Raw genomic sequence first — 22,844 nt, 5'->3', positions numbered from 1 at the left:
GTCCCGACTCGGCATGGGCCGGACCACAGCCCGCTGGGGTGCGGTCCCGGGGGTCACACCTCACCCGGCGGGCGGGGCGGGCTGACCGTGGTGCGCGGGCTCCGTCGTTGCGAGGAGGCGCGGACGATGAGCTCGGTCGGCATCAGGGTGCCGGGCGGCGGGCCGGTGCCGGCGGTGCGGAAGCGCGGCGGGAAGAGCCGGGCGATGTCCACGCCGGTGCCGGAGTCCACCCCCTCGATGGCGTCGATCAGGAGGTTCACCACGGTGGTGCCGATCCGCCGGGGCTTGAGCGACAGGGTGGTGATGGGCGGCTCGGTGGTCGCGTAGACGTCGCTCTCGCTGCAGCAGACCAGCAGCAGGTCGTCCGGCACCCGCAGGCCGTAGCGGCGGGCGGCGGCGAGCAGGTCGGTGCCGTTGGGGTCGAACAGGCCGTAGACGGCGTCCGGACGGTCCGGGCGGGCGAGCAGCCGGTCGGCGGCGACGGCGCCGGCGGCCGGGTCGTGCGCGGGGTAGGTCTCGTAGACCGGTTCCTGGCCGACCTTGGCGCACCAGCCGAGGTAGGCCTCGGTGGAGAGCCGGGTGTAGGTGTCGGTGCTGGTGCCGGTGAGCAGGCCGATCCGGCGGGCGCCGGCCTCGGAGAGGTGGTCGAGGATGCCGAGCACGGCGGCCTCGTGGTCGTTGTCGACCCAGGCGGTGACCGGGCAGTTCCCCGGCTTGCCGTCGCTGACGACCGGGACCCCGGACCGGTACAGCTCGCTGACCAGGGGGTCCTGGTCGGGCGGGTCGATCACCACGGTGCCGTCCAGGGCGATGTTGCCCCAGACGTCGTGCCGGGACGAGGCGGGCAGGACCACCAGGGCGTAGCCGCGTCCCAGGGCGGCACTGGTGGCGGCCCGGGCCATCTCGGCGAAGTAGGCGAACTCGGTGAAGGTGAACGGCTCTTCGCCGTAGGTCGTGACGGTCAGCCCGATCAGGCCGGACCGTCCGGTGCGCAGGGTGCGGGCCGCCGCCGAGGGGCGGTATCCGAGGCGCTCGGCGACTTCGCGCACCCGGCTTCTGGTCTCGTCGGGCAGGCGGCCCTTCCCGTTCAGCGCGTCGGAGACGGTGGTGATCGACACTCCGGCGGCTGCTGCCACATCCCGGATGCCGGCCCGCTCCAGACGCCGTGAGGTGGTGGGCCGCCGACCGCTCTGGTTGGCTGCTGCTGTCATGGCGGACCGATCGTATGGCTCCTGACAAGGGTCTGTGACCGGCGCATTGGGAGCCTGTGGAGATACGTTTCTCCGTGAGTGAGCCCGTGCGCGCCCCTTTGATCCCCGTACGAAACCAGCTGCTTTACCTCTGACATGTGCCAAAGGAACCCAGCAGAATGGCTGATCCGCGTCTGTAAACCGACCGGGCATCTCACCCCTACGGGTGAGTGCGATCGGTATCGTTCAGGGCACCCGACCGGGGTGGAACCGCACGCGTTCCGACTGCCCGGGCACGGCGGTGACCCCGACCGTGGCGGGCGAACGCAGCGGAAAGACAGAAGGAGACCGACCGTGACCGCAGCACAGGGCCCCCGCCTCAGGCCGAGCCTGGACGGCATTCCCACCTACAAGCCCGGCAAGCCGGCAGGCCCCGACGCCTACAAGCTGTCGTCCAACGAGAACCCGTACGAGCCGCTCCCGGGCGTGCTGGAGGCGGCGGTCGCCGCGGCCGGCAACCTCAACCGCTACCCGGACATGGCCGTCACCGGGCTGACCGCCGAACTGGCGAAGCACTTCGACGTGCCGGTCGAGCACATCGCCACCGGCACCGGCTCGGTCGGCGTCGCCCAGTCGCTGATCCTGGCCACGGCGGGCCCGGGCGACGAGGTGATGTTCGCCTGGCGCTCCTTCGAGGCCTACCCGATCATCACCCAGGTCGCCGGCGCGACCCCGGTCCCGGTGCCGCTGACCGCCGGCGGCGACCACGACCTGGACGCGATGCTGGCCGCGATCACCGAGCGGACCAGGCTGATCTTCGTCTGCAACCCCAACAACCCCACCGGCAACGTGATCCACCGCGCCGAGCTGGAGCGCTTCCTGGACGCCGTCCCGGCCGAGGTGCTGGTCGTCGTCGACGAGGCGTACATCGAGTTCATCCGCGACCCCGAGGTGCCCAACGGCCTCGACCTGTACCGGGACCGCCCGAACGTCTGCGTGCTGCGCACCTTCTCCAAGGCCTACGGCCTGGCCGGGCTGCGGGTCGGCTTCGCGGTCGCGCACGAGCCGGTCGCGAACGCGCTGCGCAAGACCGCGGTGCCGTTCGGTGTCGTCCAGATCGCCCAGGACGCGGCCGTCGCCTCGCTGCGGGCCGAGGCCGCGCTGATGGTCCGGGTGGACGCGCTGGTCGAGGAGCGGACCCGGGTGGTGGCCGGGCTGCGGGCCCAGGGCTGGGAGATCCCGGACTCGCAGGCCAACTTCGTCTGGCTGGAGCTGGGCGAGCGCTCGCAGGACTTCGCGGCCGCGTGCGCGGCCGCCGGGGTGATCGTCCGGCCGTTCCCGGAGGGCGTGCGGATCTCGATCGGCGAGGTCGAGGGCAACTCGATCTTCCTCTCGGTGGCGGAGGCGTTCCGCAAGGAGCTGTAGGCCCCCGCGCGCAGTCCGGCCCCGCGGCGGAGCGGGGCGGCCCGGTTCCGGACCGGCCGCCCGCTCCGCCGCGGCGCGTTCCGGGGCCGTTCCCGGGGCCCCGTCGGGGCCCCGTCGGGGCCCCGGCGGCGGCCCGTCGCGGGCCCCGGAGCGCGGCTCCGACGTTCAGGAGTGCCTGGGGTTTTCTGGGAGACGGCTGGGAGAACGGTCAACGGATCGTCCGGAACCGGCCAAGTCGGCCCCGGTGGCGGGCGGAGCGCGGCAAATGCCCGGTTCGGCCGGTCAGCCTTCTCCCAGTCGGCGCCCAGGACGGTGCAAGAGCGCCCCGGGAAGCTGTCCGCCATGAAGGTGTTCCCGCGACGGCGAGGTGCCGTCCTCGTCAACTCAGCGCTCGGTGTGGCCCTGCTCGGTGCCGCCGCCCTGGCGTACACCGTGCTGGACGACGGCTCCGGCACCACGGCCGCCAAGGCCCCCGTCCGCACCGCGACCGTGACCAAGGGCACGGTCCTGGCCACGGTGTCCGGAACCGGCACCCTGGCCTCGCCCACCGACGCCGCCCAGGACTTCACCACCGGCGGGCGGCTCACCGCGGTCAAGGTCGCGGTCGGCGACCAGGTGACCAAGGGGCAGGTGCTCGCCACCGTCGACACCACCGCCGCCCAGCAGCAGGTGGACGCCGCGCAGGCGGCGCTCAACACCGCCTCGGTCAATCTGACCAAGGCCAGGGCGGGCGTCACCACGACGACCGTCCAGCAGCTGCCGGCCAGGGCCAACGGCTCGTCGGGCTCCTCGGGTTCGTCCGGCGGCGGCGGTACCTCCGGCGCGAACACCGGCGGCACGTCCGGCGCGAGCACCGGCGGCACGGGAAGCCGGGGGGCGGGCGGGAGCAGCGCGTCCGCCCCCGCGGCCGACCCGTCCGGGCAGACCGCCCCGTCCGCGCAGGCCACCGTCCCGGCGGCGCCGGTCGCCGTCCCCGAGCCGCAGACCACCACCATCTCCACCACCAAGGTGGACGAGGCGGCGGTCGCCCAGGCCGAGCAGCAGCTCGCCACCGCGCAGACCAACCTCTCCAACGCCCAGACGGCGCTGGCCGGCACCACGCTCACCGCCTCGGTGGACGGCACGGTCGCCTCGGTGGCGGCCAAGGCGGGCGACACGGTCGGCGCGACCGGCGGCGGTTCCTCCTCCGGCAGCGGCACCAAGTCGACCGGGAGCTCCACCACCGCCCCCAGCGGCTTCATCGTGCTGACCAACCCGACCGGCATGCAGGTCACCGCGAACTTCTCCGAGCTGGACTCGCTCAAGCTCAAGAAGGGCGAGGCGGCCACCGTCACCCTGAACGCGCAGTCCGACAGCAAGTTCAACGCGTCGGTGCTGTCGGTCAGCCCGCTGCCGGTGAGCGGCTCCGGGGGCGGTGCGGCGGCCGTGCAGTACTCGGCGACGCTCCAGATCTCCGGTGACACCAGCAAGCTGCGGACCGGCCTCAGCGCGACCGTCTCGGTGGTCACCGGCGAGGCGGACAACGCGCTCTCGCTGCCCACCTCGGCCCTGTCCGGCACCGGTTCGAGCCGTACCGCGACCGTGGTCCACCAGGACGGCAGCTCCGACCGGGTGACCGTCGAGGTCGGTGTCGAGGGCGACACCACGGTGCAGGTGCTGACCGGCCTGAACGAGGGCGACAAGGTCGAACTGGCCTCCACCAGCGGCTCCAACGGCTTCCCCAACGGTTCCTTCCCGGGCGCGACCGGCGGCCAGGGCGGCCGGAACGGCGGCGGCGCGGGCGCCGGTGCCGGTGTGGGTGTGGCCGGGGTCGGCGGCGGCGGGGCCGCGGGCGGCGCGGGCGCCGCCCGGGGCGGTGGCCGCTGATGGCCCGCCGCTCCCTCCTGCGCTCCCGGCCGGGCGCCGGCCCGGTGCGGCCGGTCCATCCGGACCAGGGCCACCCGGACCAGGCGCCGCCGGTGATCCGGATCCGCCGCCTCACCAAGTCCTACGGCCACGGCGACGCCACCGTGCACGCGCTGCGCGGCCCGGACGACCCCGCCACCGGGGCCCCGCTGGGCGTGGACCTGGACATCGCGCAGGGCGACTACGTCGCCGTGATGGGCAGCTCCGGCTCCGGCAAGTCGACGCTGATGAACATCCTCGGCTGCCTCGACGTCCCGACCGACGGCCGCTACCTGCTGGACGGCATCGACGTCGGCCACCTGGACGAGCAGCAGCTCGCCCTGGTCCGCAACCGCAAGATCGGCTTCGTCTTCCAGTCCTTCAACCTCGTCCCGCGCACCACCGCGCTCGCCCAGGTCGAGCTGCCGCTCGCCTACGCGGGCGTGCGGGCCGCCGAACGCCGCCGGCGGGCGCTCGCCGCGCTCTCCCTGGTCGGCCTGGCCGAGCGGTCCGGACACCGGCCCAACGAGCTCTCCGGCGGCCAGCAGCAGCGCGTCGCGGTGGCCCGGGCCCTGGTCACCGCGCCCGCGATGCTGCTCGCCGACGAACCCACCGGCAACCTGGACAGCCGCTCCACCGAGGAGGTGCTGGGGCTGATCGACGGCCTCAACGCCACCGGCCGCACCGTCGTGCTGATCACCCACGAGGACGAGGTCGCCCGGCACGCCAAGCGGGTGCTGCGGCTGGTGGACGGCATGATCGTCTCGGACGTCCGGCAGGCGCCGGTGGACGGGCCGCCGCCCGCGTCGCACCCGGCGGGGGTGCCCGCGTGATCCTCTGGCAGACCCTCCGTTTCGCGGCCGGCGGCCTGGTCGCCAACAAGGTCCGCTCCGGTCTCACCATGCTGGGGGTGCTGATCGGCGTCGCCTCGGTGATCCTGCTGCTGGCGGTCGGCAACGGCTCCTCGGTCGCGGTCAAGGAGTCGATCACCTCGCTCGGCACCAACTCGCTCACCGTCTCCTCCGGTTCCTCCTTCGGCGGCGCGCGCTCCGCGAGCGGCGCCAAGAAGCTGACCGTCGCCGACGCCAAGGCGCTGGCCACCGAGGCCGACCCGCACGCCGTCCGCTCGGTGGCGCCGGTGGTGACCGCCAGCGGCACCGCGCTGAACGGGGACATCTCGTACAGCCCCGGCTCGATCGTCGGCACCTACCCGGCGTACTTCGAGACCGCCAACCAGAAGGTCGACCACGGTGAGTACTTCACCCAGGACGACGTGCTGGCCTCCCGCAAGGTGGCGGTGCTGGGGGCGACCACCGCGAAGCAGCTCTTCGCCACCGCGGACCCGGTGGGGAAGCCGATCGTCGTCGGCGGCACCCCGTTCACCGTGGTCGGCGTGCTCAAGGCCAAGGGCGGCACCGGCTTCACCGACCCGGACGACGTGCTGATCGCCCCGCTGCCGACCGTGCAGAACGCCTTCACCGGCTTCGGCTCGGTGAACCAGATCATGGTGCAGGCGGCCTCGGCGGAGAGCACCGCGCAGGCCCAGTCCGAGATCACCCGGATCCTGCTCGGCACCCACGCGATCGCCGACCCCACCAAGGCGGACTTCCGGATCAGCAGCCAGACCTCGCTGCTCAGCGCCCGGGAGTCGACCACGAAGACCTTCACCGTGCTGCTCGGCGCCGTGGCCGCGATCTCGCTGCTGGTCGGCGGGATCGGCATCACCAACATCATGCTGGTCACCGTCACCGAGCGGACCAGGGAGATCGGCATCCGCAAGGCCCTCGGCGCCCCCCGCGGCGTCATCCTCGGGCAGTTCCTCACCGAGGCCACCCTGCTGTCGGTGGTGGGCGCCGGACTCGGCGTGCTGGCCGGGATCGCCGGCTCGCACTTCAGGATCGTCGGCATCGAACCGGTGGTGATCCCCGAATCGGTGCTCGGCGCCTTCGGGATCGCCGTCGCCATCGGCCTGTTCTTCGGCAGCTACCCCGCCAACCGGGCCGCCTCGCTGCGCCCGATCGACGCCCTCCGGCACGAGTGACCAAGGACCGCAGACCATGAGCAACGAGACCGAGCCGTCCACCCCGTCCACCCCCGCCGAGCAGGTCGTGCTGCTCTCCACCGCGCCGGACGGCAGGGACGTCACCGCCGAGCTGGCCGCGCCGCCGAGGCGCCGGCTGCCCTGGGTGCCGCTGGTGCTGTCCGGCGCGGTGATCGCCACGGCGGCCTTCGCCGGCGGCGTCTGGTACCAGCGCGACCAGGCCCCCGAGCGGACCTCCGGCCGGACGGTCGCCGCGGGCGGCGGCGCGCAGCAGCCGAGGCCGGGAGCGACCGGCGCCGGCCAGAACGGCAACCGTCGCAACGGCGGCGGCCAGGGCACCGGTGGCCAGGGCGGCGGCCAGGGCGGCTTCACCCGGGGCACGGTCAAGGCCGTGGACGGCACCACCGTCTACCTGACCGACGCCAACGGCAACACCGTCAAGGTGACCACCGGCGACTCCACCAAGGTGCAGCTCAACAAGGAGGGCAAGGTCGGCGACCTCCAGCCCGGCCAGAGCGTCACCGTGGTCGGCACCCCGACCGACGGGGGCTACGCCGCGACCCAGCTGGTCGAGGGCGCCGCCGCCGGCGGCTTCGGCGGCGGCGCGGGCGGCTTCGGCGGCGGCCCCGGCGCAGGCGCCACCCGGAACCCGTCCGGCGGCTGACCGGCCGCCGTACGCCCGCGCGGCCCGGCCCGACCTCCTCCGGGGGCCGGGCCGCGCACCCCCGCGCCGACCTGCGCCGGAGTACTGTCGGGGCGGTGCGCACACCACCCGAGGCCCGACCTGGGGGTCCGTCCGTACAAAACCGCCCGATAAGGTGTTAATCCAACATTCATCGATGGCCCTTGGCCTCCCCGAGCTAGCCTCGAGCTGAACGCCATCGTCCGACCGGGAGGCGGAACCCCCGTGCAAGGCACTGTGTCGACAGGAACTTCGGCGGTGAACAACGGCGGCCAGGGGGAGGCCTACCTGCTCGTCGTCGACGACGAACCGAACATCCGCGAGCTGCTGTCCGCCTCGCTCCGCTTCTCCGGCTTCCGGGTCGCCTCCGCCGCCAGCGGCGCCGAGGCGCTGGAACTGATCGCCGTCGACCGCCCCGACCTGGTCGTCCTGGACGTGATGCTCCCCGACCTCGACGGCTTCACCGTCGTCGAGCGGCTGCGGGAGCAGACCAGCCGCGGCCTCATCGCCGGCCCCGGCCACGGCCACACCGGCGACCACCTGCCGGTGCTCTTCCTCACCGCCAAGGACGGCGTCGGGGACAAGGTCCAAGGCCTCGCCGCGGGCGCCGACGACTACGTCACCAAGCCGTTCAGCCTGGAGGAGCTGATCGCCCGGATCCGCGCCATCCTGCGCCGCTCCGGCGGACCGGCCGAGGACGGCCGGCTGATCGTCGCCGACCTGGTGCTCGACCCGGTGGCCCACGAGGTCACCCGCGGCGGCGTCGTGGTCGCGCTCTCCCCGACCGAGTTCAAGCTGCTGCACTACCTGATGGCCAACGTCGGCCGGGTGGTCTCCAAGGCGCAGATCCTCGACCACGTCTGGGCCTACGACTTCGGCGGCGACCTCTCGATCGTCGAGTCCTACATCTCCTACCTGCGCCGCAAGCTCGACTCCGGACCCAGCCACGGGCCCAAGCTGATCCACACCGTGCGCGGCATCGGCTACGCCCTGCGCCGCCCCCCGCAGGGCTGACCCCGGACCCCGCTGCCCCGATGCCCCTCCCGCTCCCCCGCCGCGCGTCCGCGCGCCCCTCCGCCCCTCCGCCCGGCCGCCGCCTCGGCAGGCTCTCGCTGCGCCGGCTGTCGCTGCGCGCCCGGCTGCTGGTGCTGGTGCTCGCGCTGGTCACCACCGGCCTGGTGGTCAGCGACACCGTGGTGCTCGGCACCGTCCGCCACCAGCTGGTCCAGCGGCTCGACGAGCAGCTGGAACGCTTCGGCGAACCGCTGGCCCGCCGCGCGCCGACCCGCAACAGCTGGGCGGAGCCCAAGCAGCAGCAGCCCTCGCTCGGCGGAAAGCGGGCCACCCCGTTACTGGCCGCACTGCCCAGCCAGTACCTGGTCCAGTACCTGGGTGTCGACGGCAAGGTGCAGTTCGTGGTGCGCCAGCCGATGTCGGAGAACGAGCCGGCGCCGCAGCTGGACGGCTTCGACCCGGCCGCGGTCGGCGCCGACACCCCCGTCGACCTGCCCGACCGGCGCGGGCGGGGCAGCTGGCGCGCGATCGTCGTACCGGTCCAGCGGCCGAGCGCCCCGGCCAGCGTCTTCGCCGCGCCCACGGCCAGCCCCGCCTACGTGATGGTCGCCGTCTCCCGCGAGGACATCGACACCACCGTCAACCGGCTGCGCACCGCCTTCCTGGCGATCGGGGGCGTCGTCCTGCTGGTGATCGCGGCGCTCGGCTTCTTCGCCGTCCGCACCGGACTGCGGCCGCTGCGCCGGATCGAGGAGGGCGCCCAGCTGATCGCCGCCGGCGAGCTCTCGCACCGGATGCCGGCCCTCCCGGCGAACACCGAGGTCGGCCGGCTCTCCATCGCCCTCAACGGCATGCTGGCGCAGATCGAGGCCGCCTTCGCCGCCCGGGCGGAGTCCGAGGGCCGGATGCGGCGGTTCGTCGCCGACGCCTCGCACGAGCTGCGCACCCCGCTGGCCGGCATCCGCGGCTTCGCCGAGCTGTACCGGATGGGCGCCCTGCCCGCCGAGGCCGACGTCCGGCGCACCATGGGCCGGATCGAGAACGAGGCGATCCGGATGGGCACCCTGGTCGAGGACCTGCTGGTGCTCGCCCGGCTGGACGAGGAGCGCCCGCTCGACCTCGCGCCGATGGACCTGCGCACCCTCGCCGCGGACGCCCTGCACGACCTCACCGCCCTTGACCCGAGCCGCCCGGTCGCCCTCACCGGCCCGGCCGGCAGCGGCCCGCCCGGCCCGGCGCCCGTGCTCGGCGACGAGGCCCGGCTCCGCCAGGTGGTCACCAACCTGGTCGGCAACGCCGTCAAGCACACCCCGCCCGGCACCCCGGTCCGGATCGGGGTGGGCCACGAGGGCGGCCTCTGCCTGCTGGAGGTCGCCGACTCCGGCCCCGGCCTCACCGCCGACCAGGCCGCCCTGGTGTTCCACCGCTTCTACCGCGTCGACGCCTCCCGCAGCCGCAACGACCAGCGCGGCGGCGCCGGCCTCGGCCTCGCCATCGCCACCGCCCTCACCCACGCCCACGGCGGCGCCCTCACCCTCCACACCACCCCCGGCACCGGCGCCACCTTCCGCCTGGAGCTCCCCCACCAGCGCTGAAACCCCCCGATCGGGTGAATCCCCTCCGTTCACCCCGGCCTCTCGGCGAAGGCATGGGAGTGTGCGGCCATGAACCCCGGTACGGCGCCCGACGAACCCACGTGGGTGGCTCAACGGCTCTGGGAAGCCTGGGCCTCACTGGAGGTGCCCGAGGGATTCCACGCGGAGATCGGTGAAGGTGCCATCGTGCTGACCCCCGTCGGCGACCTGCGCCACATGCGGGTGAAGCAGCGCGTGTTCCGCGCCTTGTGCGACTGCCTCCAGGACAGCGGCTGGGGGCCGGCCTACGCCCGCAGTGTCGTTCACGGACTCAAGGTCGCCGTTCCCGACCTTTTTGTCGTACCCGATGAGATCGACGAGATCGAGCACCCCGAAGGTCTCGGCGTGCTCGCCTCGGGTGTGGTCCTGGTGGTCGAGACGGTGTCGCCGGGCAGCGAGAGCCGCCGTCGTGACCTCGTCCTCAAGCACCGCGCCTACGCCACCGCCGGCATCCCCGTCTACGTGATCATCGACGACTACGACGACGGCGGCGCCGTCACCGTCCTCTCCGGACCGGACCCCGAGCGCGGCGCCTACGCGTCCTCGGTCCGGACCCCCTATGGCGAGGACGCGGTGGTCCCCGAGGGCCCCGCCAAGGGGTTCGCGATCGGGCCCGGGATCACCGGGGAGCGGCGGGGCTGACCTCCTCCCGGAGGAGGTCCCGGGCGAGCAGGCCGGCCTGGAAGCGGGAGGAGGCGCCGAGGGTGGCCATGAGCTCGGCGACCCGGCGGCGGTAGGTGCGCAGGGAGACGCCGAGGAGGCGGGCGCCGGTCTCGTCGGTGTGGCCGGCGGAGAGCGCGCGCAGGGTGTCGCGGGCCTGCTCGGTCAGCGGGGGCGGCGGGGCGGCGCAGTCGGCGAGGGCGGTGGCGGTCTCCCAGGTGGCGCGGAACAGCGAGCGCACGCCGTCGACGACCTCCGGCGCCTGCACCACGGTGTAGGTGTGCACGCCCCGCACCGGGGCGCCGGCCAGGATCGCGGTGCGCCGGTCGATGACGATCGCCTCCCGGGCTATCGGCCCGTCGGAGATCCGGACCTCGATGCCGGAGGCGGCGATCCGCCGCAGCCGCCGGAGCGACTCGGGGTCGGCGAGGGCCCGGCGGCTGTAGAGCTTGCGCATGGTGAGGCCGGGGACGACGTGCGGCCGCTTCCCTTCCCGGAAGGCCGCGTTGACGCCCGCGGAGAAGGTCACCAGATCGGTGGCGGCGACCAGGAACTCCTCGTGGGAGGCGACGAAGAGGTGGCCGGCCCGTTGGACGAGCTCCTGCTCGCCGTGCAGAGTGATGATCCGATCGGTGCTCATGGCAGCAAACTGCCAGATCGGTCGGGGTCGCGGCGAGCCGGGCCGAGGCTTGGGGCCATGACGACGACTCCCGCATCCTCCGCCCTCCCCGCGACCGCCGCCGGCACCTTCCTCCTCGGCGGCGACCTGCCGGTGTCCCGGATGGGCTTCGGCGCGATGAAGCTGCCCTCCCGGGACTGGCACGGGCCCGCCTGCGACCCCGAGCAGAGCGTCCGGGTGCTGCGCCGGGCCGTCGAGCTGGGCGTCGACCACATCGACACCGCCTGGTTCTACTTCTTCCGGGACGTCTCCGCCCACGGCCTGATCCGGCGGGCCCTGCACCCCTACCGGGACGGTCTGGTGATCGCCACCAAGGTCGGCCCGGGCCGCGACCCGGAGGGCCGCTGGCTGGAACCGGCCGACCGGGAGGCCCTGCGCGCCGCCGTCCACCGCGATCTGCGCGAGCTGGGGGTGGACCGGCTGGACGTGGTCCACCTGCGCCGGATGCCCAGTCAGTCCTCGATCGCCGAGTCCTTCGCCGCGCTGGCGGAGCTGCGCGAGGAGGGGCTGATCCGGCACCTGGGCGTCAGCAATGTGAACGAGGCCCAGCTCGCCGAGGCCGAGGCGATCGCCCCGGTCGTGACGGTGCAGAACAAGTTCAGCGTGCTGGACCGCACGGCGGAGCAGGACCGGCTGCTGGCGGACTGCACGGCGCGGGGGATCGCCTTCGTCCCGTTCTACCCGCTCGGCGGTTCCGGGGTGCCCGACCACCCGGCCCTGCGCCGGGTCGCCGAGCGGCACGGCGCCACCCGGGCCCAGGTGATGGTGGCCTGGCTGCTGGCGCTCTCGCCGTCGGTGCTCGCGATCCCGGGCACCTCCTCGCCGGCGCACCTGGAGGAGAACATCGCCGCCGCCGCGCTGCGGCTGTCCTCGGCGGACCTCGCGGAGCTGGAGAAGCTGACAGTGTCCGACAAGTAGGACTGTCCGATGAATACCGCTCCCGGTTTCCCCGCCGGTCCGCCGGGAAGGGCCCTGCCCGTACCCGAAGGTTCCCGAACTCCCAGGAGCGGTACGGATGGCAGCGTCAGCAGCGGGTCCCGGGGCGTCCTTCCGGCGGGACCTCTCGGAGTGGCGGATCGTGCTCGTCGCCTGGCGGCTGGTGGTGCTGCAGGCCGCCCATCCGGTGGTCGCGGCCGGCATGGCCGAGCACTCCACCTACCGGGGCCACCCGTGGCGCCGGGTCGAGCACACCATGGCCAGCGGGCGGCGGCTGTTCCAGGCCGACGAGGAGCAGCTCTGGCGCGAGGTCCAGCGGCTCGACCGGGCGCACCGGCGGATCGGCGGCACCACCGGGGACGGGCGCGGCTACGACGCCCGGGACCCGGCCGCCCGGGCCTGGGTGCTGCTCACCCTCTTCGAGAGCGTCGTCGCGATGCGGGAGCTGAGCGGCGAGCCGTACACGGCGGAGGAACTCGAAGCCTCGTACCGGGAGTTCGCCGGGATCGCGGCGGTGTTCGGGCTCTCCTCGGGGGAGCTGCCCGCCACCGCGACCGAGCTGCGCGGCCGGCTGCACCGGACGGTGGTCGAGCAGCTGGAGTTCGACGGGACGGCGCGCCATCTGCTGTACGAGCTGCTGAGCGAGACGCCCTGCCCGCGCCGGCTGCGCTTCCTCGGCCCGGCCGGCTGGCGGGCGCTGAGCACGGTGGTCGGCCAGCTGGCCGCCGAACTGACCGTCGCGGACCTCCCGGCGGTCTTCCGGAAGCGCTTCGGCCTGGTCCCCACCCGGCGCGGGCGGCTGCTCTCGCTGCTGCTGCACCGCGGTGTCCGGCTGGTGGTCGCCGGACTGCCGGACCGTCACCGCTACCGCGCCCCCGGGGCGGGCTCCTCGTCCCGGCCCCGGCGGCCGCCCCGGCAGGACACCCGGCCGCCCCGGCTGGACCGGTTCTTCCGTGAGGTGCTCGACCAGACCGGGGACGGCCACCTCACCGCCCACGACCTCCGGGCGATGGCGCACAACGTGTGCTGGCAGCTGGAGCTCTCCGAGGAGGGGGAGGCCCGGGTGTACGACGCCTTCGAGCGCTGGTGGGAGGAGCTGCGGGCGGGCATGGACGCCGACGGCGACGGCCGGGTGACCAGGGCCGAGTACATCGCCGCCACGCTGGCCGGCTGCGACCGCGACCCGGCGTACCTGGAGCGCGGGCTGCTGCCCGCGCTCCGGGCGGTGTTCGAGGCGGCCGACGCGGACGGGGACGGTCTGCTGGACTTCGCCGAGTACCGGGTGCTGTTCGGCGGCCGCCGGGTCCACCCGGCCGAACTCTCGCACGGCTTCCGGCAGTTGGACACCGACGGGGACGGCGTGATCACGTCGGCCGAGTTCCTGCGCGGCTTCGTCGACTACTTCACCGCCCGCGCCCCCTCCGCCCCGGGCACCCAGCTGCTCGGCCGGGCCTGACGGCTGCCGGGTCCCACGCCCGACGGGCCCGACGGCTGCCGGGTCCCACGGCTGCCGGGCCTGACGGCTACCGGGCCTCGCGGAGGGCGGCCTCGGTGTCCTCGACCAGGCCGCGGGCGGCGGCGACGGTGGCGGTGAGGGCCACCGGGTCGCCGCCGGGGGCGGCGAGCAGGGCGCGGGCGCGCGGGCCGAAGCCGGGCGGGGCGGTCGGCAGGGTCTCGGCCACCGCCAGGGCGCCCTTCTCGTTGAGGCACCAGCGCCGGTCGGCCGCGTACAGCGCCTGCACCAGGACGCCCACGGCGCGGGCGAGGCAGAGCGCGACGTAGAGGGTGTCGCCGCGGGCCGCGCCCTTGGCGGCGCCGTCGAGCAGGAAGCCGGCCTCCCAGGTGCTGCCGGTCAGCGCGGCCCGGAGCGGCTCCGGATAGTCCGCGTACGCGGCCCGACGCTCCGTCAGCGCCCCGGTCGGGTCGGCCAGGACGACGCCGAGGGCGAGTTCTCCGACGTAGCAGGGCGACCAGAAGCCGAGCGGGTGGCCGGCCTGGACGCCCACCTCGTAGCGCCCGGCGAGGCAGTCGGCGCGGACCCGGTCGACCCGGTCGAGGTCGCGCAGGATCCAGTCGACCCGGCCGAGCCCCTCGACGGTCAGCCAGGCGCCGCCGTCGACCCAGGGGCCCCAGCCGCCCGGTCCGGCCACCTCGACGCCGGGGCCGGCGAGGGCGCGCAGGGCGTCGAGGTCGAGGCCGGCCCGGTAGTAGAGGCCGAGGTCCCAGTCGGAGCCGGGGGTGTGCTCGCCCCGGGCCCGGCTGCCGCCGAGCACGACGCCGACCACGCCCGGAACCCCCGCCAGCCGCTCGGCCATGGCGTCGATGATCGCGTGCACGGTGAACCTGCCTTTCTGTCAGGGCGGCAGGTGTCAATGCTACGGACCGTCCACATTTCCTGTCCCACCTTCCCGGCTGCTCGTTGTGGCCCGGCGACCCGGTTCGCAGACTGTGCGCACGGCATCGCCGCCGGTAGAACCCCACCCCGCCCGCTCCCACCGCGTAAGGGTGGTGGATACTGAGCTTGTGAACGTGTTCACGTTCACAAGCGGGCAAGCGTGCACACCTGGGCAGCGGTCCCCGGCTATAGATGAAGTTTGTCCGAAATGTGACCTCGAACGAGGTCGGTTGGAGAGAGGGCGACGTGGACCTGGCAATCGCTCACGAAACCATCGCGCGATGGCAATTCGGCATCACCACCGTCTACCACTTCCTCTTCGTACCGCTCACCATCAGCCTCGCCGCGATCGTGGCGGGGCTGGAGACCGCCTGGGTGCGGACGGACAAGGAGAAGTACTTCCACGCCACGAAGTTCTGGGGGAAGCTCTTCCTGATCAACATCGCGATGGGCGTGGTCACCGGCATCGTGCAGGAGTTCCAGTTCGGCATGAACTGGTCCGACTACTCCCGCTTCGTCGGCGACGTCTTCGGCGCCCCGCTCGCGATGGAGGCGCTGATCGCCTTCTTCTTCGAATCGACCTTCATCGGCCTGTGGATCTTCGGCTGGGACAAGCTCCCCCGGAAGCTGCACTGCGCCTGCATGTGGATGGTCGCGCTCGGCACCGTGCTCTCCGCCTACTTCATCCTGGCGGCCAACTCCTGGATGCAGCACCCGGTCGGCTACGCGATCGACCCGGTCACCGGCAAGGCCCAGCTGACCGACATCGCCAAGGTGCTGTTCCAGGACACCACCGTCACCGTCGTCCTGCACACCCTGACCGCGGCCTTCCTCACCGGCGCGGCGTTCATGGTCGGCATCGCCTCGTTCCACCTCTGGAAGGCCAAGCGCAAGCCGGAGAGCGCCGCGGCCGCCCCGGAGCGGGTCGCCGTGATGCGGACCTCGCTGCGGCTCGGCCTGGTGCTCGCGGTGGTCTTCGGCCTGGGCACCGCGCTCAGCGGCGACTCGCTCGCCAAGGTCATGTTCCGCCAGCAGCCGATGAAGATGGCCGCCGCCGAGGCGCTCTGGGACACCAAGGCGCCGGCGCCGTTCTCGGTCTTCGCGGTCGGCGACGTCAGCAAGGGCCACAACTCGGTGGAGCTGGAGATCCCCGGGATACTGTCCTTCCTCGCCAACAGCGACTTCAGCTCCTCCGTCCCCGGCATCAACGACACCGCCAACGCCGAGGCCGCCAAGTACGGCGGCGACCCCAAGGACTACATCCCGAGCATCTTCGTCACCTACTGGGGCTTCCGCCTCATGATCGGCTTCGGGATGACCTCCTTCGTGGCCGGGGTGATCGGGCTCTGGACCACCAGGAGGAAGCGCTTCCTCGCCCAGGAGTTCCGCACCGGCGACACCGAGGTGCCGAGGCTGATGCTCACCCCGAAGCGGGAGCTGGGCCCCTTCCTCACCAAGTGGAGCTGGCGGATCGGCATCCTCACCATGGGCTTCCCGCTGATCGCCAACAGCTTCGGCTGGATCTTCACCGAGATGGGCCGGCAGCCCTGGGCGGTCTTCGGACTGATGACCACCGCGAGCGCCGTCTCGCCCAACGTGGGCGTCGGTACCCAGATCGGCGCCCTGGCGACCTTCACCACGCTGTACGCGATCCTCGCCGTCGTCGAGGTGAAGCTGCTGGTCAAGTACGCCAAGGCCGGACCGGTCACCGACGAGCGGCCGCCGACCGAGGACCCGACCCTGCGCGGTCCCGCCTCCGGCGACGACGCCGACAAGCCGCTCGCCTTCGCCTACTGAGGCCACCCAGGATCGACGGGAACGACACACCATGGAACTTCACGACGTCTGGTTCGTCCTGATCGCCGTCCTCTGGATCGGCTACTTCTTCCTGGAGGGCTTCGACTTCGGCATCGGCATCCTCACCAAGCCGCTCGCCCGCAACACCGCCGAGCGCCGGGTACTGATCAACACCATCGGCCCGGTCTGGGACGGCAACGAGGTCTGGCTGCTGACCGCCGGCGGCGCCACCTTCGCGGCCTTCCCGGACTGGTACGCGACCCTCTTCAGCGGCTTCTACATCCCGCTGCTGCTGATCCTGGTCTGCCTGATCGTGCGCGGCGTCGCCTTCGAGTACCGGGCCAAGCGGCCCGAACCGCGCTGGCAGCGGAACTGGGAGGAGGCGATCTTCTGGACCTCGCTGCTCCCGGCCTTCCTCTGGGGCGTCGCCTTCGCCAACATCGTCCGCGGCGTCGACATCGACGCCCAGAAGAACTACGTCGGCGGCTTCTGGGACCTGCTCAACCCGTACGCGCTGCTCGGCGGCCTGGTGACGCTCAGCCTGTTCACCTTCCACGGTGCGGTGTTCGCCGCGCTCAAGACGGTCGGCGACATCCGCGACCGGGCCCGGGCCGCGGCGCTGCGGGCCGGTCTGGCGGCCGCGGCGCTGGCGGCGGTCTTCCTGATCTGGACCCAGGCCGACCACGGCAACGGCTGGAGCCTGGCCGCCCTGGTGGTCGCGGTGCTCGCCCTGGTCGGCGCGCTCCTCGCCAACCAGGTGGGCCGCGAGGGCTGGGCCTTCGTCCTCTCCGGGGCGACGATCGTGGCCGCCGTCTCGATGCTCTTCCTCGCGCTCTTCCCCGACGTCATGCCCTCCACCCTGAACCCGGAGTGGAGCCTGACCGTGACCAACGCGGCCTCCTCGCCGTACACGCTCAAGCTGATGACGATCGTGGCCGCCGTGTTCACCCCGCTGGTGCTGCTCTACCAGAGCTGGACGTACTGGGTGTTCCGCAAGCGGATCGGCGTCCAGCACATCCCCGGGCACGACCCGGCCGCCGCCCTCGACCAGGGCTGAGGCCATGAAGCCGGTCGACCCCCGACTCCTCGCGCACGCCCGCACCACCCGGGTCTTCCTCGCCGGGTCCGTCCTGCTCGGGACGGCGAACGCGGCCCTGGTGGTGGCCCAGGCGGGCCTGATCGCCGAACTCGTGGTCCGCGGCTTCCAGCAGCGGACCGGGCTCGGGGAACTCGGCACGCCGCTGGCGCTGCTGGCGCTCACCGCGGTCGGTCGGGGGCTGGTCGGCTGGCTCACCGAACTGGTCGCGCACCGGTCCGTCGCCCGGGTGAAGTCCACCCTGCGGCGCCGGCTGCTCGACCACGCCACCGCGCTCGGCCCGGCCTACCTGGCGGGCCGGCGCACCGGCGAGCTCACCACCCTCGCCACCCGGGGTGTCGACGCGCTCGACGACTACTTCGCCCGCTACCTGCCGCAACTGGCGCTCGCCGTGGTCGTCCCGGCCACGGTGCTGCTGCGGATCGTCGGCGCCGACGTCACCTCGGCCGCGATCATCGCCGGCACCCTGCCGCTGATCCCGCTGTTCATGGTGCTGATCGGGATGGCCACCCAGGCCCGGATGGACCGTCAGTGGGAGGGGCTGTCCCGGCTCTCGCACCACTTCCTGGACGTGGTCGCCGGACTGCCCACGCTCAAGGTGTTCAACCGGGCCCGCGCCCAGGCCGCCACCATCGCCAGGATCACCGCCGACTACCGCCGGGCCACCCTGCGCACCCTGCGGATCGCCTTCGTCTCCTCCTTCGCGCTGGAACTGCTCTCCACCCTCTCGGTCGCGCTGGTCGCCGTCACCGTCGGCTTCCGGCTGGTCGACGGCACCCTCGACCTGGAGACCGGGCTGCTGATCCTGGTCCTCGCCCCCGAGGTCTACTTCCCGATCCGCCAGGTCGGCGCGCTCTACCACTCCAGCGTCGAGGGCCTCACCGCCGCCGACCGGATCTTCGAGGTGCTGGAGACCCCGCTGCCGCCCCGCGGCACCGCCCCCGCGCCCGACCTGGCCGGGGCCGCCGTCACGGTCGAGGACCTCGTGGTGGCCTTCCCCGGCCGGAGCACGCCCGCCCTGGACGGCGCCTCGCTCACCCTGCGCCCCGGCGGGACGGTCGCCCTCACCGGGCCCTCCGGGGCCGGCAAGTCCACCCTGCTCGGCGTCCTGCTGGGCCTCACCGCGCCCACCGCCGGGACGGTCCGGATCACCGGCGCCGACGGCCGGACCCACGACCTGGCCGAGCTGGAGCCGGACAGCTGGCGGCGGCAGATCGCCTGGGTGCCGCAGCACCCGCACCTGTTCGCCGGGACCGTCGCCGACAACCTGACCCTGCACCGGCCCGGCGCCACCGAGGAGCAGCAGCGCGCGGCCCTGCGCTCCGCGCACGCCCTCGACTTCGTCGACCGGCTGCCGCAGGGCCTGCGGACCCGCCTCGGCGAGGACGGCGCCGGGCTGTCCGCCGGGCAGCGCCAGCGGCTCGCGCTCGCCCGGGTGCTGCTGGCCGACGACCGCCCGCTGGTCCTGCTCGACGAGCCCACCGCCAACCTGGACGGCGTCTCCGAGGCGGCCGTCGTCGACGCCGTCCGGGCGCTGGCCGCCGACCCGGCGCGCACCGTGCTGGTGGTCGCGCACCGGCCCGCGCTGCTGGCCGCCGCCGACCGGCGGGTCCGGCTGGCCGGCCCGGCCGCGCCGCCCGCCCCTCCGGCGGCCGTCCCGGTGCTCGCCCACCGGGGGCGTCCGACACTCCCGGCGCCGGACCAGGACGGACCGGCCCCCGCCGCGGGTGCCGTCCGCCCCCGGCTGGCACTCTCGGTGCTGCTCGGCGCGCTCGCGCTCGGCTGCGCCGTGGCGCTGATGGCCACCTCCGGCTGGCTGATCTCCCGGGCCTCCGAGATGCCGCCCGTGCTCCACCTGATGATGGCCGTCACCGCGGTGCGCGCCTTCGGCATCGGCCGCAGCGTCTTCCGCTACGCCGAGCGGCTGGTCTCGCACGACGCGGTGCTGCGCACCCTCGGCACCCTGCGCGCCGCCGTCTACCGCCGGCTCGCCGTGCTCGCCCCGGCCGCGCTGCCCGCGTTCCGGCGGGGCGACCTGCTCTCCCGGCTGGTCGCCGACGTCGACGCCGTCCAGGACCACTACCTGCGCTGGCGGCTCCCGGCCGCGGTGGCGGCGGTGGTCTCGGCGGCCGCCGCGCTCGCCATGGGAGCCTTCCTGCCCGCCGCCGGGCTGGTGCTCGGGCTCGGACTGCTGCTCGCCGGCCTGGTGGTGCCGGCGCTGACCGCCCGCTGGTCGGCCGGCGCCGAGCGACGGCAGGCCCCGGCGCGCGGGCGGCTCGCCACCGCCGTCCTGGACGCCTTCAGCGGCACCGCCGAACTCACCGTGGCGGGCGCGCTGCCCGGCCGGCTGGCCGCCGTCCGCGCCGCCGACGCCGCGCTGACCGGGCTGGCCGCCCGCTCGGCCGCCACCGCGGCGCTCGGCACCGGGCTGATCACCCTGCTCACCGGCCTCACGGTGGCCGCCGCCGCGGCCGTCGGACTGCGCGGCGTGGCGTCCGGGGCCCTCGCCCCGGTCTGCCTGGCCGTGGTCGTGCTGACCCCGCTGGCGGCCTTCGAGGCGGTCACCGGGATGCCGGCCGCCGTCCAGGCCCGCCGGCGCAGCCTGGCCGCCTCGGAGCGGCTCGCCGAGGTGCTGGACGCGCCGGAGGCCGTGGCCGAGCCCGCCGCGCCGGTGGCGCTGCCGGAGCGGCCGCTGCCGATCGCGGTGCGCGGTCTCACCGCCCGCCACCCCGGGCAGGGCACCGACGCGCTGGCCGGGGTGGACCTCGACCTCGGGCCCGGCCGGCGGATCGCCGTGGTCGGCCCGTCCGGCTCCGGCAAGACCACGCTCGCGCAGACGCTGCTGCGCTTCCTCGACCAGCGCGCGGGCAGCGTGGTGCTCGCGGCCGGTCGTCCACAGGCTGTGGACAGCCGTTCGCTCGCGGGGGAGGACGTCCGCCGGGTGATCGGGCTCTGCGCGCAGGACGCCCATGTCTTCGACAGCTCGCTCCGGGAGAACCTGCGCCTCGCCCGGCCCGACGCCGACGAGGACGAGCTGCGGGCCGCGCTGGCCGCCGCCCGGCTGCTGGACTTCACCGAGAGCCTGCCGGACGGGCTGGACACCATGGTCGGCGAGCACGGCGCCCGGCTCTCCGGCGGCCAGCGCCAGCGGCTGGCGCTGGCCCGGGCCCTGCTCGCGGACTTCCCGGTGCTCGTCCTGGACGAGCCCGCCGAGCACCTCGACCTGCCCACCGCCGACGCCCTCACCGCCGACCTGCTCGCCGCCACCGCCGGGCGCAGCACCGTGCTGATCACCCACCGGCTGGCCGGACTGGACGACGGCACGGTGGACGAGGTGCTGGTCCTGGAGGCCGGCCGGGTGGTCGAGCGGGGCGGCTGGTCGGAGCTGCTGTCCCGCCCGGAGGGGCTGCTGCGGGCCATGCACGACCGGGAGCGGGAGGCCGAGGGCGAGCGGGAGGCGGAGGGTCTGCCGCTCGCGGTCGGGTAGCCGCCGGGGGCTCGGGGGCCCGGCGGGAGGGGAGTCGCGGGCCCTTGTCCGTCGCGTCGCCACTTCCGTCGAAAACCGTACAAACTACGCTCGTCCTCATGGACCCCACGCCAGAGCTGCCCGAGCCCGCCGAGCCGGAGGCGGACCAGGCGCCGCACCGCGTCCCCGAGATCGCCTCGCTCGGCCTGGACACCCTGGTCACCGAGGTGGCCGAACGGCTGCAGTCCGCCGCCGCCGTCACCGACCGGATGCAGCGGCTGCTGGAGGCGGTGGTCTCGGTCGGTGCGGGCCTGGACCTGCACGCCACCCTGCACCGGATCGCCACCGGTGCCGCCGAGCTCGTCGACGCCCGCTACGCCGCCCTCGGCGTGATCGCTCCCAACGGGCAGGGGCTGTCCGACTTCATCCACGTCGGGGTGGACGACGCGGTGGCGGCCCGGATCGGCGAGCTGCCGGTCGGGCGGGGCATCCTCGGCGCGCTGATCGACCGCCCCGAGCCGCTGCGCCTCACCGAGCTCGGCGCCGACCCCCGCTCGTACGGCTTCCCGCCGCACCACCCGGAGATGAGGACCTTCCTCGGCGAGCCGATCCGGATCCGCGACGAGGTGTTCGGCAACCTCTACCTGACCGAGAAGAAGGGCGGCGGCGCCTTCACCCCCGAGGACGAGCAGGTGGTGCACGCGCTGGCCGCCGCGGCCGGGGTCGCGATCGAGAACTCCCGCCTCTACGAGGAGGGGCGGCGCCGGGAGCGGTGGATCGCCGGGGCGGCCGCCGTCACCACGGCGCTGCTCTCCAGGGACGAGGCGGAGATCGCCCTCACCGTCGCCGCCGAGCAGGTCCGGGAGCTGGCGGACGCCGCGCTGGGCATGATCCTGCTGCCGGTCGCCGACGAGGACGCCGGGACGGTGCGGATGCGGGTCGCCCACGCCTCCGGGGAGGCGGCCGAGTTCGTGCGCGGCGAGCTGCTGCCGCCGGACAGCTTCGCCGCCCGGCTGCTCGACGGCGAGAGCGTGCACCTGGACGACATGTCGACCGATCCGACCGTGGTGATCCGGCTCGCCCGCAGCTTCGGTCCCTCGCTGGCCGTGCCGATGGTCGCCGCCCGCCGGGTGCTCGGCGGCCTGTGCGTCTGGCGCCCGCGCGGGGCGATGCCGTTCACCGACGGCGAGAAGCAGCTGGCCGAGACCTTCGCCTCGCAGGCCGCGCTCGCGCTGCGGCTCGCCGAGGGCCAGCGGGACCAGCAGCGGCTGGCGGTCTTCCAGGACCGCGACCGGATCGCCCGCGACCTCCACGACCTGGTCATCCAGCGGCTGTTCGCCACCGGGATGATGCTGGAGGGGGCGGCCCGGCGCGCCGTCGTCCCCGAGGTGAAGGTCCGCATCGGCGAGGCCGTCGACGAGCTGGACGCCACCATCCAGGAGGTCCGCACCACCATCTACGCGCTCCAGCACGACGACCACGGCGACGCGCCCGACACCCTGCGGACCAGGGTGCTGCGCGAGTGCAGCCAGACCGCGGCGGCGCTCGGCTTCAAGCCCTCGGTCTCCTTCGTCGGCCCGGTGGAGAGCCTGGTCGGCGAGAAGACCGGGCGTCAACTGCTGGCGGCACTGCGGGAGATGCTGTCCAACGCGGCCCGGCACGCCCGGGCCTCCCGGGTCGGCGTCGAGGTCGACTCGACCGTGCACCTGGACGACGACGGCCGGCCCGTCGGCGGCGACCCGGAGTCGCTGGACCGGGGCGGGCGCCCGGGCGTGCTGCTGACCGTCACCGACGACGGCGTCGGCATCCCCGAGGGCGGGCGGCGCAGCGGTCTGCGCAATCTGACCCGGCGGGCCGAGGCGCTCGGCGGGGACGCCTGGCACGAGCCGGGGCCGTACGGCCGGGGGACCAGGGTGCGCTGGACGGCGCGGCTCTGAGCGTCCGT

At 74.1% G+C, this 22,844-nt stretch carries 17 protein-coding genes; 14 read left to right on the top strand and 3 right to left on the bottom strand.

Features of this window, described 5'->3' with window-relative positions:
* Nucleotides 1–53 precede the first annotated feature (53 nt).
* Nucleotides 54–1,211 (bottom strand): LacI family DNA-binding transcriptional regulator, encoded by a 1,158-nt coding sequence (locus ACW14Y_RS21020; RefSeq protein ID WP_078879728.1) that lies wholly within the window; start codon nucleotides 1,209–1,211, stop codon nucleotides 54–56.
* A 333-nt stretch (nucleotides 1,212–1,544) separates the two neighbouring features.
* Here ACW14Y_RS21020 and hisC point away from each other — a divergent pair, with 333 nt between their 5' ends.
* The 8 genes from hisC to ACW14Y_RS20980 all read left to right on the top strand — a co-directional run bounded on the left by hisC (nucleotide 1,545) and on the right by ACW14Y_RS20980 (nucleotide 10,512).
* On the top strand, nucleotides 1,545–2,615 hold the full coding sequence (gene hisC / locus ACW14Y_RS21015) for a histidinol-phosphate transaminase (protein ID WP_327073744.1): 1,071 nt from the start codon (nucleotides 1,545–1,547) through the stop codon (nucleotides 2,613–2,615).
* 342 nt (nucleotides 2,616–2,957) lie between these two features.
* The gene (locus ACW14Y_RS21010; RefSeq protein WP_456982910.1) at nucleotides 2,958–4,481 is read left to right on the top strand and encodes an efflux RND transporter periplasmic adaptor subunit; all 1,524 of its coding nucleotides are present in this window, start codon (nucleotides 2,958–2,960) and stop codon (nucleotides 4,479–4,481) included.
* Entirely contained in the window at nucleotides 4,481–5,332 is an 852-nt protein-coding gene (locus tag ACW14Y_RS21005) for an ABC transporter ATP-binding protein (RefSeq protein ID WP_456982908.1), read from the top strand. The genes ACW14Y_RS21010 and ACW14Y_RS21005 overlap by 1 nt, the downstream gene beginning before the upstream one ends.
* Complete coding sequence (locus tag ACW14Y_RS21000) at nucleotides 5,329–6,540, top strand: ABC transporter permease (RefSeq protein WP_380388421.1); 1,212 nt, start codon at nucleotides 5,329–5,331, stop codon at nucleotides 6,538–6,540. Before ACW14Y_RS21005 ends, ACW14Y_RS21000 begins: the two co-directional genes overlap by 4 nt.
* Nucleotides 6,541–6,556: 16 nt before the next feature.
* Nucleotides 6,557–7,204, top strand: a complete 648-nt coding sequence (locus ACW14Y_RS20995; protein WP_456982905.1) for a hypothetical protein — start codon at nucleotides 6,557–6,559, stop codon at nucleotides 7,202–7,204.
* Nucleotides 7,205–7,480: 276 nt separating this feature from the next.
* The gene (locus tag ACW14Y_RS20990; RefSeq protein ID WP_380304109.1) at nucleotides 7,481–8,236 is read left to right on the top strand and encodes a response regulator transcription factor; all 756 of its coding nucleotides are present in this window, start codon (nucleotides 7,481–7,483) and stop codon (nucleotides 8,234–8,236) included.
* 20 nt (nucleotides 8,237–8,256) lie between these two features.
* Complete coding sequence (locus tag ACW14Y_RS20985; RefSeq protein ID WP_380304107.1) at nucleotides 8,257–9,831, top strand: sensor histidine kinase; 1,575 nt, start codon at nucleotides 8,257–8,259, stop codon at nucleotides 9,829–9,831.
* Nucleotides 9,832–9,900: 69 nt separating this feature from the next.
* Nucleotides 9,901–10,512: a Uma2 family endonuclease gene (locus ACW14Y_RS20980; protein WP_380304105.1), complete on the top strand. Its 612-nt coding sequence runs from the start codon at nucleotides 9,901–9,903 to the stop codon at nucleotides 10,510–10,512.
* Here ACW14Y_RS20980 and ACW14Y_RS20975 read toward each other — a convergent pair.
* The gene (locus ACW14Y_RS20975) at nucleotides 10,490–11,170 is read right to left on the bottom strand and encodes a DNA-binding response regulator (protein ID WP_380388416.1); all 681 of its coding nucleotides are present in this window, start codon (nucleotides 11,168–11,170) and stop codon (nucleotides 10,490–10,492) included. The two genes, ACW14Y_RS20980 and ACW14Y_RS20975, sit on opposite strands and share 23 nt — an antisense overlap.
* A gap of 57 nt (nucleotides 11,171–11,227) precedes the next feature.
* Between ACW14Y_RS20975 and ACW14Y_RS20970 the strand changes: the two genes are divergently transcribed.
* Nucleotides 11,228–12,127 (top strand): aldo/keto reductase, encoded by a 900-nt coding sequence (locus ACW14Y_RS20970; protein WP_402723105.1) that lies wholly within the window; start codon nucleotides 11,228–11,230, stop codon nucleotides 12,125–12,127.
* 97 nt (nucleotides 12,128–12,224) lie between these two features.
* Nucleotides 12,225–13,601 carry an oxygenase MpaB family protein gene (locus ACW14Y_RS20965; RefSeq protein WP_456982902.1) on the top strand — a complete coding sequence of 459 codons (1,377 nt, stop codon included), beginning with the start codon at nucleotides 12,225–12,227 and terminating at the stop codon, nucleotides 13,599–13,601.
* A 67-nt stretch (nucleotides 13,602–13,668) separates the two neighbouring features.
* Here ACW14Y_RS20965 and ACW14Y_RS20960 read toward each other — a convergent pair whose 3' ends face one another.
* Nucleotides 13,669–14,481 carry a nucleotidyltransferase domain-containing protein gene (locus tag ACW14Y_RS20960; RefSeq protein WP_380442557.1) on the bottom strand — a complete coding sequence of 271 codons (813 nt, stop codon included), beginning with the start codon at nucleotides 14,479–14,481 and terminating at the stop codon, nucleotides 13,669–13,671.
* Between the two features lie 305 nt (nucleotides 14,482–14,786).
* Here ACW14Y_RS20960 and ACW14Y_RS20955 point away from each other — a divergent pair, with 305 nt between their 5' ends.
* The 4 genes from ACW14Y_RS20955 to ACW14Y_RS20940 all read left to right on the top strand — a co-directional run bounded on the left by ACW14Y_RS20955 (nucleotide 14,787) and on the right by ACW14Y_RS20940 (nucleotide 22,836).
* Nucleotides 14,787–16,337, top strand: coding sequence for a cytochrome ubiquinol oxidase subunit I (locus ACW14Y_RS20955; protein WP_380304095.1), 1,551 nt, complete (start codon nucleotides 14,787–14,789; stop codon nucleotides 16,335–16,337).
* A 31-nt stretch (nucleotides 16,338–16,368) separates the two neighbouring features.
* Complete coding sequence (cydB, locus tag ACW14Y_RS20950; protein ID WP_456982899.1) at nucleotides 16,369–17,394, top strand: cytochrome d ubiquinol oxidase subunit II; 1,026 nt, start codon at nucleotides 16,369–16,371, stop codon at nucleotides 17,392–17,394.
* A gap of 4 nt (nucleotides 17,395–17,398) precedes the next feature.
* Nucleotides 17,399–20,920, top strand: coding sequence for a thiol reductant ABC exporter subunit CydD (cydD, locus tag ACW14Y_RS20945; RefSeq protein WP_456982897.1), 3,522 nt, complete (start codon nucleotides 17,399–17,401; stop codon nucleotides 20,918–20,920).
* A 98-nt stretch (nucleotides 20,921–21,018) separates the two neighbouring features.
* The gene (locus ACW14Y_RS20940) at nucleotides 21,019–22,836 is read left to right on the top strand and encodes a sensor histidine kinase (protein WP_380304089.1); all 1,818 of its coding nucleotides are present in this window, start codon (nucleotides 21,019–21,021) and stop codon (nucleotides 22,834–22,836) included.
* The last annotated feature ends 8 nt before the right edge of the window (nucleotides 22,837–22,844 follow it).

The organism is Kitasatospora sp. cg17-2 (assembly GCF_054031055.1).
Note: the sequence above shows the minus strand (reverse complement) of the source record. Positions and strands in the feature narration are given on the sequence as shown.